This window comes from Catenibacterium sp. CAG:290 (assembly GCF_000437715.1).
Classification (GTDB): domain Bacteria; phylum Bacillota_I; class Bacilli_A; order Erysipelotrichales; family Coprobacillaceae; genus Catenibacterium; species Catenibacterium mitsuoka_A.
The window spans coordinates 1-13,284 of record NZ_FR898871.1 but is presented as its reverse complement, the minus strand read 5'-3'; the positions used below and the strand labels follow the sequence as shown (position 1 = coordinate 13,284).

The 13,284-nt window shown below is 33.2% G+C and carries 13 protein-coding genes and 1 pseudogene; 2 read left to right on the top strand and 12 right to left on the bottom strand.

Features of this window, described 5'->3' with window-relative positions; all coding sequences use genetic code 11:
• The 9 genes and pseudogenes from QVO42_RS10250 to QVO42_RS10210 all read right to left on the bottom strand — a co-directional run.
• A partial coding sequence (locus tag QVO42_RS10250; RefSeq protein ID WP_288164380.1) for a PTS sugar transporter subunit IIC occupies window positions 1-1,229 on the bottom strand: 1,229 nt, incomplete at its 3' end.
• A 14-nt stretch (window positions 1,230-1,243) separates the two neighbouring features.
• Window positions 1,244-1,576, bottom strand: a complete 333-nt coding sequence (locus QVO42_RS10245) for a hypothetical protein (RefSeq protein WP_022426010.1) — start codon at window positions 1,574-1,576, stop codon at window positions 1,244-1,246.
• 11 nt (window positions 1,577-1,587) lie between these two features.
• Entirely contained in the window at window positions 1,588-2,487 is a 900-nt protein-coding gene (gene murQ / locus QVO42_RS10240; RefSeq protein WP_022426009.1) for an N-acetylmuramic acid 6-phosphate etherase, read from the bottom strand.
• Window positions 2,488-2,601: 114 nt separating this feature from the next.
• Complete coding sequence (locus QVO42_RS10235) at window positions 2,602-3,438, bottom strand: MurR/RpiR family transcriptional regulator (RefSeq protein WP_022426008.1); 837 nt, start codon at window positions 3,436-3,438, stop codon at window positions 2,602-2,604.
• 262 nt (window positions 3,439-3,700) lie between these two features.
• Window positions 3,701-4,255: a hypothetical protein gene (locus QVO42_RS10230; RefSeq protein ID WP_022426007.1), complete on the bottom strand. Its 555-nt coding sequence runs from the start codon at window positions 4,253-4,255 to the stop codon at window positions 3,701-3,703.
• Between the two features lie 15 nt (window positions 4,256-4,270).
• A pseudogene (locus QVO42_RS10225) lies at window positions 4,271-4,468 on the bottom strand (rhomboid family intramembrane serine protease); the annotation flags it as partial.
• A gap of 231 nt (window positions 4,469-4,699) precedes the next feature.
• Window positions 4,700-5,305, bottom strand: coding sequence for an RpiB/LacA/LacB family sugar-phosphate isomerase (locus tag QVO42_RS10220; RefSeq protein WP_022426005.1), 606 nt, complete (start codon window positions 5,303-5,305; stop codon window positions 4,700-4,702).
• 276 nt (window positions 5,306-5,581) lie between these two features.
• Window positions 5,582-6,565 (bottom strand): hypothetical protein, encoded by a 984-nt coding sequence (locus tag QVO42_RS10215; RefSeq protein WP_022426003.1) that lies wholly within the window; start codon window positions 6,563-6,565, stop codon window positions 5,582-5,584.
• Window positions 6,566-6,578: 13 nt separating this feature from the next.
• The gene (locus tag QVO42_RS10210) at window positions 6,579-6,971 is read right to left on the bottom strand and encodes a MerR family transcriptional regulator (RefSeq protein WP_022426002.1); all 393 of its coding nucleotides are present in this window, start codon (window positions 6,969-6,971) and stop codon (window positions 6,579-6,581) included.
• A gap of 185 nt (window positions 6,972-7,156) precedes the next feature.
• Between QVO42_RS10210 and QVO42_RS10205 the strand changes: the two genes are divergently transcribed.
• Window positions 7,157-7,489 (top strand): nucleoside triphosphate pyrophosphohydrolase, encoded by a 333-nt coding sequence (locus QVO42_RS10205; RefSeq protein WP_022426001.1) that lies wholly within the window; start codon window positions 7,157-7,159, stop codon window positions 7,487-7,489.
• On the top strand, window positions 7,482-8,441 hold the full coding sequence (locus QVO42_RS10200) for an HNH endonuclease domain-containing protein (RefSeq protein WP_022426000.1): 960 nt from the start codon (window positions 7,482-7,484) through the stop codon (window positions 8,439-8,441). Before QVO42_RS10205 ends, QVO42_RS10200 begins: the two co-directional genes overlap by 8 nt.
• Window positions 8,442-9,658: 1,217 nt before the next feature.
• Here the strand turns inward: QVO42_RS10200 and QVO42_RS10195 are convergent.
• From QVO42_RS10195 to QVO42_RS10185, 3 genes are all read right to left on the bottom strand, one after another.
• Entirely contained in the window at window positions 9,659-11,770 is a 2,112-nt protein-coding gene (locus tag QVO42_RS10195) for a heavy metal translocating P-type ATPase (RefSeq protein WP_022425999.1), read from the bottom strand.
• 36 nt (window positions 11,771-11,806) lie between these two features.
• Complete coding sequence (locus QVO42_RS10190; RefSeq protein ID WP_022425998.1) at window positions 11,807-12,034, bottom strand: DUF6110 family protein; 228 nt, start codon at window positions 12,032-12,034, stop codon at window positions 11,807-11,809.
• A gap of 96 nt (window positions 12,035-12,130) precedes the next feature.
• The gene (locus QVO42_RS10185) at window positions 12,131-12,967 is read right to left on the bottom strand and encodes an EamA family transporter (protein WP_288164383.1); all 837 of its coding nucleotides are present in this window, start codon (window positions 12,965-12,967) and stop codon (window positions 12,131-12,133) included.
• Window positions 12,968-13,284 lie beyond the last annotated feature (317 nt).

Below are 13,284 nucleotides of genomic sequence, written 5' to 3'. Positions count from 1 at the left end.
CAGTCACCACCACATGCAAGATATGCACCAATTGGGCCAGGAAGTGTCCAAGGGGCAATAGTCACTGCACAGTTTACTAAATGCATAGCTGTTGCAATCCAAGCAATAGTTGCAAGAACTAATGGGACTAAAATAAATGGAATTAACAACATTGGGTTTAATACGATTGGTGCACCAAAGATCATTGGTTCATTGATATTGAACAACGAAGGAAGGATAGTTGTTCTACCGAGTGTTTTACCATATTTACTCTTAGCTGCAAAACAGAATAGAATCGCAAGTCCTAAAGTAGCACCAGAACCACCAATATGAACAAACCACTGTAAGAACGGTTCTACACCAATATGAGTGGCAGTCTTACCTGCTGCAACTGCTGCAGTATTCTGATCTAATAGAATTAACCAGATTGGTCTAGCAAGTGAACTGACAATAGAGTCACCATGAATACCAAATGACCAGAAGAACATGATTAAGAAAATAATGAGTAATGTAGAAGGTAATGTATCAGTCGCATTGACTAAAGGTTTAATAAGGTCACCTACAATGCTGTGAACATCTACACCTAACCACATAGTGAGTGTAGAAATACCTAAGATAATGATAATAGTAGGTGTCAATGATTCAAATGATCTTGCGACTGCAGGTGGAACGGCTGCAGGCATAGTGATCTTTAATCCTTTCACCTGTGTGAAACGATATACTTCTACACCAATAAATGCAGAAATAATACCAATAAACATACCTGCTGAACCTAAGTGTTCTGCAGGAATAACATACCCAGATGGTAACTGCTGTAAGAATGCATTTAATTCAGCATTCTTAGTAGCAAGAGCTGCGATTGAGTCTGTGACATCTGGAATAGATGCTGGTACAACTGTGAGCAGGAATGTAAGTTCTGCCATGATTGCACCACTTAAACCATCTAAATCATATGATTTAGCTAAAGAGTAACCAATACCAAATACAGCATAGAGTGTCATGATATACATTGACATTCTATAAGGTAAAAGAATTGCGACTGCATTTGCTTTAATGAATTTTGCGAGTGCCCAGTCTGCAGGCATCTGGTTGTAAGAAAAAGCAACAACCATTAATAATGAACTGACGATGATGATTGGTAATGTCGCAATAATACCATCACGAATTGCGCGTAAATGTCTTTGATTAGAGAGTTTTTCTAATGGACCCGCCAATTTACCCTCAATGACATTTGTAATTGCATCGAACATAATTTAATCTCCTATTATTTAATCATTAATATTAATACAAAGGCCATCAAAGAGAAGAGACCTGTTACAAGATAGAAGTTTTTACATAATCCTTCTTTTCTTTCAATGAAATACTGGGAATAAGCTACACTGAGTCCACATACAAGACCACTAATTAGAGCATTAGGGAGTCTGAAGTCGATGTGGAGATAAGTGAATCCATTGACACAGATGATAAGTGACAACATTGTAGAAACAAGAATAAGTAAAGCACTCTTGAAACCAAACATAGGGATATCATAATCCGTCATACCAAAGACATTCTTGTTTTGTTTATTGTTTTGATTTTTTACAATGTACTTATTCATCTCACATCCTCCTATAGATTACTTTTTACAGTTTTACTGATATTTCCATTGTTTTTAAGAAGAGCTTCTTCACATTCTTTTTCATCTTTACCTGTTAAACCAGATAGAATCGCAATCTTTACATTGTAGTGACACTTAGTTAATAGTGTAATTGATTCTTCTTCAGAACAATCTAAAGATTGTGAGACAATGTTGACAGCTCTGATCTTAAGTTTTTCATTGGTAGGCTGTACATCAACCATAAGGTTTTTATAGACCTTTCCTCTTTTGATCATTACAGATGTAGAAAGCATATTTAAGACAAGTTTTTGTGCAGTACCTGCCTTCATTCTTGTAGAGCCAGTCACGACTTCTGCACCTGTAATTGCTTCAATTGGATAGTGGGAGTATTTTGATATTTCCCCATTGTGAACACAACAGATAGAAACTGTCTGGCATCCTAGTGTGCGCGCATATTGAAGTCCGCCAATGACATAAGGTGTTCTGCCTGATGCTGCAATACCACATACAACATCTTTGTCTGTTAAGTGGATATTCTTTAAGTCCTCTACAGCGAGTTCCTGAGAATCTTCTGCACCTTCTATTGCAGTTGTGAGTGCGATGTTCCCACCGGCGATTAATCCTTGTACTAGACGAGGATCAACACCATAAGTAGGAGGACACTCTGATGCATCTAGTACACCTAATCTCCCTGATGTACCAGCGCCAATATAAATCAGTCTGCCACCTTGACTCATCTGTTGATAGATACAGTCAACAGCATCTGCAATTTGCGGTAAGACGTCTCTTACAGCTAAAGCCACCTTCTGATCTTCATTATTAATAGTAGTAAGAATATCTATCGTAGACATTTCATCTATATGTAATGAATCAGGATTTGACTGTTCTGTATCTAAGTTATTTAAGTTCATTCTTGTTCCCTCCTTCCAATATCATTATAGACTTGCTGAAATATTATTTCAAGTATATTTCATATTAAACGAAACGTTATTTCTAAAATAAAAGACTCATAGTGAAATATGAGTCTACTTTTTGAGTATAGAGACATTGTCTTTAGAATCTATGAGATTCTTTTTATGTTCTTCAAAGTTCTTCTTAAATACACCATAGTACAATAAGTCAGTTATCACAAATGAAGAGATACGAGAAGAGACTGCACCAATACGCAAGGCTTTTTCTTCACTTGGTACTTTAAGTGAATAGGTACTTAGTTTAGAGATTGGATTAGAGTTGATCTGTGTAATAGAGATAAATGGTATTTGTTTCTCATGTAACACTCTAGCAACATCTACTAAACCAGTTGTAGAACCTGAGTAACTGATAATAAGTGCTGCATCATTTTGATCCATGCTTTGGGCAAAGGTCATCTGTACATGAAGATCAGCGTTATAGATCACCTTCTTACCTATACGCATGAGTTTTTGGTAGATATCTAAACCAATGACTGATGAACCACCTACACCAAAGAGATAGATAGTAGAAGCATTATTGAGTAAGTCTATTGATGCTTCTAGTGTATCTATGTTTATTAACTGGTATGTTTTTAAGACTGTGTTCATATTTAATCTACAGCCTTTTTCTACTAATGTACTGATATTATCTTCTGGTTCAAAGATGAGATCTACTTCTTGTTTTTCTTCTTCTTTAGTAGATTGAGCTAAGTTCATCTTTAAATCACTGAAGCCTTTAAAACCTATTTTCTTTGAGAAACGGATAATAGCAGCTGCAGAGGTATTTGTCTTTTCACCTAGTGCCTGTGCAGAATCCTGTAATATATCATTTTCTAGTATGTATTCAGCTATAAGCTTTTCTGTTGCAGTATAGCTATCATTGTATTCTTTAATTCTTAAATATGCGTTCATGAGATCACCTCCGATTAACCTTATTATAACATATAGAAAGAGTTGTTTTGTATAAGAAAATATCCCCTAGAGAGGGGGATTGGAAATCATGAGGTTTCCGTACTTGCCATTTTATACTGTCAAAAATTCAGTTTTCAACTTTTTATAGAAAACATCATAATTAAGTTGTTCACATCATTTTAATCAGTGCTTAAAAAGATTACCAAGATTCAACCTATTTCATTGTCCTTCTTATGATTTTTTGTTTATTATTCTTATCAAATTATATTTTCCCTTCAAGAATTAAATATATCACTTTACCATAGAATATAATTCTTTTTACCTTTATGTTTTTTAACTTTTTTCCTCTATTCTTACCCGATAACATTTTATCCCAATATTCATCTATTTCTTTATTAGTTAAACTATCATCAAATACCTTTGAATACTTTTGGAATTGTTCTTTGAGATCGTCATTAGTCACATTATCGGAATTATTTAGAATACCAACAGCCATTTTATTCCCAAACATGTTTTTACGTTGTATCCATATCCCTAATTTCTCGTTTGATATATCAACTATACTAGGCTCATCTTTTCCTTCAAGTTTTTTCATACTTACCATATCACTGGTAATATCTGGATCATTAATTTCGTTATATTTATTCAAAAAAGAATTAATACTTTTATCTTTTTTATAAATCAACTTTTCTTTTACCTTTTTCTTAACTCCAAAGAAACTATTTTCTAATGTGTGTTCAGTTGTACTTTTTGATTTATTTGTTGTACCGCAGCTTACTAATACCAAGCAAAGAAGCAGTATGATTACTTTTCTCATATCAACACCCCTTATTCATTTCACATTTAACCCATATCCAATTATTGCACCAACTATACCACCGACAATATGCGCCATATTTGAAATATTATTCTGAACTGCAATACCTTCATATACTTGCTGACCGATAAAAATAGCTGCAACCAATATAAATGTAATAGAAATTTCGCCTTCTCTAAAATTAGCAAATGAAGCAAACATAACAAATGCAAAAACTGCTCCACTCTACTTCTTGTGGTTTTTCTTCTTTAGTAGATTGGGAAACGGATATTAGCTGTTGCAGAATTTTGTAGTATATAATCACTATTAGCTTTTTGTAGCAGTATAACTATCTATTCTTAAGTATGCATTCATAGGACTACCACCGATTAAATATATTATAACATATAAAAAGAGTTGTTTTGAATATGAAAATATCCCCCAAAGAGGGGATTGAGAACTATTTTAAATAATCTTAATTACATTACTTGTATCTATCAAATTAAAACTATTGTGCATTTTATGTTTTACTTTCTTAACCATATCTGGATCTAACTTATTCAAAAACATTTCAAAATCAATTTGTGATTTTGCTTTTATTTCTTTTAGTTTTTTAGCATCCGCAACCTTTCTTTTTGCTTCGCTTTTAGGATATCCACCACCAAATGGTTCTAAAAATAATGCTTTGATTGTTTCCTCTAAATTCTTTTCACCTGTATATGTATATTCTTCTCCAAGAGGTAAAGATACTACATTTCCATTATTGATCTGTGCAAATAAATAAGCATCTTTCGCAGTTGGAACATACCCGCATAAAACACCGGGCATACTATTACAAGCAAGCATCATCCCTTGTCCTGAAGAACATCCAGTCACAACAAAATCAACTATATGACTGTTTATGAGTATTCCAATCAACAATGCAATCTCAACATAAGTATAGTTTTCATCTTCATCTACAAAACATCCAAGATTAATAACTTCTGCATCTTTAGCATATTTCTTTGTATATTTATAAAGCAGCTCATTTTTTGATACTTGTGAACTTGCTTGTACAACTGCTATCTTCATTGATATTCCTCCAATAGTGTATCTATATTTATAAGACTGTATTCATATTTGATTTACTTCTCTTCTTTAGTAGATTGGAAAACGGATAATAGCAACTGTAGAATATTGTAGGATATAGCCAGCTATTAGCTTTTCTGTAGCAGTATAACTATCTATTTTTAAGTATGCATTCATAGTACTACCACCGATTAACCATATTATAACATATAGAAATAGTTGTTTTGAATATGGAAATACCATAAGTAAAGGACCTAGAATCAACCTAGGTCCTTTACCTTAAAACTCTATTTCATACTTTAAAATACTTTTCTCTTCATTTTGTACTTCACTTAATACAGTTGTATTTCCAGCCATCTTCAAACTTTTCAATATCATATCAAGCTTTGCAGCATCATTTTCTTTTAAACCTGATGTACTGCTTAATTTGATACTTAGTGTCTGATGGTTTATAGGTCCCTTAGTATCCATACGCATATCTATTAAGTTTTGAACATTCTGATCATACTTCAGATATCTTACATGAGGTTCAGCTGGCTCATGTCCTGGAAAACTATTTTCAGCTTCAATCTCTACTTTATCATATTGTTTTGCTAGTTTATCAACTTCAGCTGACACTGTACCATCTCCATCTTTAGCGTTTCCATCTGCTTTTCCATTCCATTTCTTCTTAATAAGTGAAGATTTTTCTCTCATATAAGTAACTCTGAATTTTTTTGCACCTAAATCCTGCGCAATCTTCTGTAATTCATTCACACGAGCCTGCTTCAAACGATCAAAATATTCATCTAGCACAATATAGTTATCTTTATCAGTAGGATCTACATAATAGAAATTAACCTCTTCGTAAGGATAGAAATTCAACCCAAACTTATTGACTGAATCTTTAAAGATATTCACCCATCTCTCACCCTTACAGGTAGCCCAATATCCAATTGATCCTCTACATACTTCTATATCAAACTTCTTATCTCTTTCTACAATTCTCACAAGTCGTGAATATTGCATACCATTTAAATCTTCAGAGAAGATTGGTTTCAGTCTTTTCAAATCCCATTGACGTTTCATTTCATCCATCTTTACTGCAACATCATAGGCTTTTTCTGATGCAGTATCTCCTAGTTCTTTTGCTTTGCCTACTGCAACATCGCCTAGTTCCTTAGCATGCTTATCTAACTCTGCATCATCAACTGCTTTAACTACTTTCACTCTTGCTTCATCAATACCATCTTTAACATCATCAATCATTTTACTAATTTTCATAAGTTCTTCCCTCCTACATACCTTGTTCTTGTCTTATTTGTTTAATTTGATCTTTATAAGTCTTATTATTCTCTTCACTCTTTGCTGGAATAGAATATCTCTGTATAAATTCTATTACTTTCTTTTGTTCCTCTAATACTCTTATCGTATTATTGATTTTATTTACTTTCTCTTCTATTACAGTTTCCTGCTTCATTCCTTCTAGAATCAGTTTGATTCCTTTTAAATCAAATCCCATTTCTTTATACCATAATATTTCCCATAGTCTTTCCATAGTCTCATCATCATAGAGTCTATAATTATTCTTTGAGCGCTTAACAGGTAATATACCTTCATCATCATAATATTGTAATGTACGCTTACTGACTCCTGATAACTTACTCACTTCATCAATCTTTTTAAACACTTTTTACATCCTCGTAACTTGAGAATACGCTATCACGTAAACGTGATAGCAATACCCACACTACGAATCTCCTTTCCATTAGAGAAGATGTAAATTTCGCGTATTTAAAAAGATGATGATCGTATCATCACCAATGCTTTTATATCTGTTTTATTCGTTGTATGATTAGTGAAGAGGTGATTCCAATGAAGCATATCTACAACAAGCTAATTAGAGATCGTATTCCTGAAATCATAGAAAATGATTATAAGACTTGTGCAACAAGAATACTCAATGATGAAGAGTATCTCAAATGTTTAAAAAGCAAGTTATTGGAGGAATGTCATGAAGTAATGAATGCTGAAGGTGAAGATATTAAGAAAGAGATAGCTGATGTATTAGAAGTATTAGAAGCATTAGAGAATACACTTCATATTGATCATCAAGAAGTACTTTCTATCAAAGAAAAGAAGGCACATAGTAATGGTGCCTTCGATAAGAAAATCTATCTGGAATATGTAGAGGATTCATATGAATAAGTATATACAGGATTGGCTTGACGTAATTGAGTATATGAATAATGATAATACATATAAGTTAGCCTGGGGTCGTGCTATTCTTGAAAATGTATATACTCTTAATCACATTGAAGAAAATAATGTGATTACCTTTGATGCAATAGCTCATAAGATGGTGAAGTATTACTGGAATCAGACATTCTTCTTTAATCTAAGACAAGGATCAAACATTAAAAAGAAACCTGTCATTGTTCAACAGGTTGATTTACTTATTGATAAGTATAAAGAATTAACAGGGTCTTCTATTCCTATCTGGTTTGATAAAGCTGAAGAAGAACTTACTAAAGAACAAGACTTCTATAAGAGTGTATTGAAGAAGTGTGCAAGAAAGTTAAAAGATGATGTATCCTGGCGTTTTATGAATCTGAATAAAGAGAAAAAGGATCTTTATGTACTCAATAAGGATTATCTCTACATCTCCATCAACAAAGAGCAGGTATTGTTGCTGAAAGAATATGGTTTTGTCTTATCACAATTACTCAATTATAAATGGGCACAGTTATTAGAGAAGTTCAATAATGCGCCACGTATTACATCTAAGGTAAAGGGTATCTCTGATAATCAGATTAGAAGAAATAACCTTACAAAATATAAAAACATATTACTAGAGAATATGAATAAACCGATTGATTTCTATACAGGTGATGAATTAGATATGGATGATATTAGTGTAGATCATGTGATTCCTTGGTCATTCATGTATAGTGATGATATCTGGAATCTTGTACTCACTTCTAAGAGTCATAATTCTTCTAAATCCAATCATATACCTAGTAAAGAAGTCATTGAACAATTAAATCAAAGAAACAAAGCTCTTATTGAAACTATCAATAATAGTAAATACAAGGAAGAACTCAATATTGCGATTATGAACAACTATGTAGATAAGTTCTACCTATCAATGAAACTATAATTTTTTCTAGTTTTTTGAATTTTATTGAATTTGAATAAAGAGTTTTCTACAATAATCATAGAGGAACTTAATTGATATTAAGCGCACTCCTTAAACAAAAAAGCCTATTGAGATGCTCATCTCGCCAGGCTTTTTTAGTTTGTATAACATAATATTTATAAGGGGTTTTAATTAAAGTTTTTTATTTGTTTTTTTGTATTCATTTGCATTGATATCAGGAATTTATTAGTATACTTATAGAATGTTTTTTTCATAATATATTTTCCTTTTTGTCTGGCCTGTCTATTATTAGACAGGCTCTTTTTCTTGTATACATTCAAGTGATTCTACAGCTTCCCTATCATATTGTTGCTAAGTCCGTGCCACTTGCACATACTGGATTTGGATTGACAGTATTTACGATTTCATCTGCTTATCCGATACCACTAGATAAATCTCATGTATCTCTCTTGAAATCTCATCTATATATGAATCGCCATACGAAGTGTTTTCCATTCCCCTGCTTAAGAACTCATTTACTTTTTTAATGCATTTTGTCTAGATTCCTCAATTATATGGATTAATCTAGCTGCCGACATCAAATCATTACCCATACAAATATTCCACCTTCCGAATTGTGACACCAGTGGTGTCACAATCTCATTTTTACTATTTTAACGAGAAATTCCTATATTCCAAGCAACTTATAAGACTTATTTATACAAAGTTAACCAACACTTTGCAGCTTTGTCAAAAAATGGATATGCAACAATATCATTGCGAACTACCACGACTTACGCTTCACTTAGAAGTCAGGAATTCTTGCTTCAACCACCACTGACTGGCTAGCAACCTTACACTACCGTCAAGACTAAATGATGTCTACAAGCGTTATATTCGACTAATCCCTAGCCTATATGCCTTATACTAAATTTTGATAGATAGATTCTCAAACATCTCCCTGAGACAATTTGAAATCACATCATCTATCACCTTATGACTATGTTTAATGCACATTTTAAGCTGATAATAATGGCAAAACGAAACGCCGTGTTTACCGCAATCCCCCTATTTTAGAAGTGGTGAAATTCTTGCTCACGACGTATTAAAATTCTATGAATAGTGCCTCTACAAGAGTAGGCCTAAAGATCAGTTACCTCCACCAACTATCATGTCAACTTGAGTTGACATATGTTCTTTTCCTAGGAAATAAAAAAGCCCCAGAACGGGGCTATACATCAATTTTCTAATAATGATGTAGAAGATGACATCGCAAAGACAAATGTTGAACCATTATGAATAAGTGATGTTGTACTTGCTGGTAAAATACCAAACATACCTAATAATATTAATCCAGTATTTAAAGTAACTATTCTTGTATAGTTACGTTTAATACGTTTCATTAATAATGCTGATAACTGTTTAAATACGACTATTTCTTCTAGTGAAGAAGATGTTAATGTAACATCTGCAAGTTCTCTTGCGATATCTGAACTATCCTGTAAGGAAATAGATACATCCGCACAAGATAAGGCTGGGGTATCATTAACACCATCCCCTACCATAACAACTTTATGTCCTTCATCTCTTAATTTTTTGACATAGTTTGCTTTATCTTCAGGTAATACACCTGCTAAGTAACCATCAATATTAAGTTCTTCCGCAATATGCTTAGCTGCATTCTCACTATCACCTGTCAACATAATAATATTCTTAAAACCACTACGTCTTAGATTCATAATAGTTTCTTTTGCTTCTGGTTTAAGTGGATCATAAATAGAAATAATACCTGCGAGTTCTCCTCCTATTGCGAGGAATATCAAAGAACTGGCACCTTCACTTTGTAAGTTATTGATGAGTGTTTCTATTTCTTCTGTTTTAGTAATATGTTCATCTTCAAATACAAAATGATCACTACCGATAATAGCACGCTGATCACGATAAATAGTCGCAATACCATGCGCAATAATATACTTCACTTCAGCATGTTCTTCTTCATGATGTAATTGTTCGAGTGATGCCTGTTTTACTATCGCATCAGCCACACTATGTGGGAAATGTTCCTCTAAACAAGCTGCAATACGTAATACTTCATCACGTGTATAGTTACCTATTGGTGTCACTTTCTGTACAAATTGCTGCGCATTTGTAAGGGTACCTGTTTCATCAAAGACAATTGTATCTGCCTGGTCCATTGCTTCTAGGTATTTACCACCCTTAACCATAACAGAATGGCGTCCTGCTTCCTGCATTGCACTAATAATAGAAATAGATGTAGAAAGCTTAATTGCACATGAATAATCTACAAGTAATACTGAAGAAGCGCGTGTAAGATTTCTTGTCGCAAGAAGTAATCCAAAGAAAGCTACAAAACTATAAGGTACAATCGCATCAGCTAAATGTTCAGCACCAGACTGGATACCTGCTTTAAGTGATTCGTTTGTATCAATCATATCTACAATCTTATTAATACGGCTTTCTAATTGTAGATTTCTTACCTTGATATAAATCTTTCCTTCTTCTACAACAGTCCCTGCAAAAACAGAACTTCCTTGTTTAACCATCTTACTTAATGGTTCACCAGTAAAGCTTGATTCATTAATCATGGCTTCACCATTTACTACTTCACCATCTACTGGAACCATAGAACCTGTCTGTACGACTACAATATCTTCTTTCTGTAAATGAGTTGTAGGAATCTGTTTTTCTTTTCCTTCTTCTAATACCCATACTTTATCAATATTAACAGACAATGTTTCTTTAAGCTGTAATGATGTTGTTTTCTTTGTATAGTCTTCAAGTAATGAAGAGATATTCAATAAGAACATGATATTACGTGCTGTACCCCATTGTCCTGATAATAAAGAAACAGAGATACTTGTGGCATCAAGTACTGGTACATCAATACGTTTATGTACAAGAGAATTAAGTCCTTCTTTTACATAACGAATTGTATGATAAATAGTTAATACGTTTCTTACTGGTAATGGTAAAAACCATTTAGAAGCATATCTTCTTGCGATGATTGCGGTGAATTTACCAATGTATTGATCATTGATATCACGGTGATCTATAAGATATTTGTTTTCTTTAATGATCTTTTCATAGGGTGCATCATCAAAGTGAGGGATATCTAAAGAGTTGATTTTGTCAATCAAAGCAGCTCTTTTTTCTTCACTGTAAGTGAACAAAATAGAACCTGTTCTTTCATTGACATCGGCTGATTCAACCATATCCCATTTACATAATGCGAAATGTAAGGCTAGTGCCTTATTTCTAGAAAAGCGATAACGTCCATAACGTATTCTCATACGTCCTGGTATGTCATGTACAATCTGATACTCTAACATTCTCTTATCACCTAAAAAATAGGAAATGACTATTTCCTATTTTGCTTCTTTCTTGCTTTTAGCTTCAGCATAGATATCTTTTGCGTCTTCTACAATTGTATCATATGATGCAAGTGCCTGATCCTTTAACTGCATACCAGTCGCAACTGATTTTACTGCAGCTTTTCTTGCACAGTCACTCTTTGCAAACTTACTGCCTGCAACAGTGGCAGCAACACCACCTACAAATGACCATAATAATTTGTTTTTGAATAAGTCTTTCATATTCGTCTCCTCCTATTGTTAGTTATATCTAACACTGTAATAATAACACTACAAAGGAGGTTTGTGAACAAAAAAGTTAGAGTAGTGTAACTTTTGTTAGAGAAGCATAACCAAGGTACCAGATACTATTAGTATTAATCCAAGCAATGATTTCTTAGAGAGTTTCTCATGGAAAATAAGATAAGAGAATAATACAGTAAAAAGAATACTGAGCTTATCTATAGGAGTGACTAGACTTGCTGGTCCACTTTGTAGGGCATGATAGAAACATAACCATGAACCACCTGTTGCAAGTCCTGATAATACAATAAAGAGATATTCTTTCTTAGGAATACTTTTCATATTCATTTGACTATGTGTTACAAAGACCACAATCCAGCTCATAATAAGTACAACACTTGTACGAATAGCTGTTCCTAGGTTACTTTCAATATTTGTGATTCCTATCTTACCAAGTATAGTCGTTAAACTTGCAAAAATAACTGAAAGCACAGCATAAAGTAACCAGGCATTATTTATCTGTTTATTATCTTCCTTCTTTTCTACCATTAAATATGTACCTGTTGTAAGAATGATCATACCTATGATCTTATATTGTGTGACACTTTCTTTAAAGAATATAAGAGAAAGAATAATCGTCAATACAACACTTGTCTTATCGATAGCTGTAACTTTATTGATATTACCTAATTGTAACGCCTTAAAGTAACATAACCAGCTCGCTCCAGTAGATATTCCAGAAAGAATTAAGAATAGAAATGTCTTATGGGTGATTGTGTGGATTGTATCAAATGAGCCAACTATTCCTACCATGATCCATGAGAAGATAAGTACCACAATTGTACGTAATGCAGTCGCTAAGTGAGAGTTTGTATGTTCAATACCACATTTTGCAAGTACATTATTATTCGTACGATTGAATTTATTCTTAATACCTATTCATATGCATTCTCCTCCCTTTATCTGGCAAAAATATAACATGGTGATTTTTATATCTGGTTTTGTGGATGCAAACAAAAAAGCCTGAACTATAATAGTTGAGTAACTAAATAGACTTGGGGTTTACTCAAGTTTTAAAAAAGTCAGGGGTATGAACTCCTGGCTTTGCTTTTATGCTGTCAACTTTTTAGGGGCAGTTTTCTGGTATCTGTTTTGTTTATTTCATAAATCATTTATCATGTTCTTAAGGTCAAATAAATCTATAGAAAGAAAAAAGGATAGGCATCGAAAGTTTGGCGACCGAGATGCTT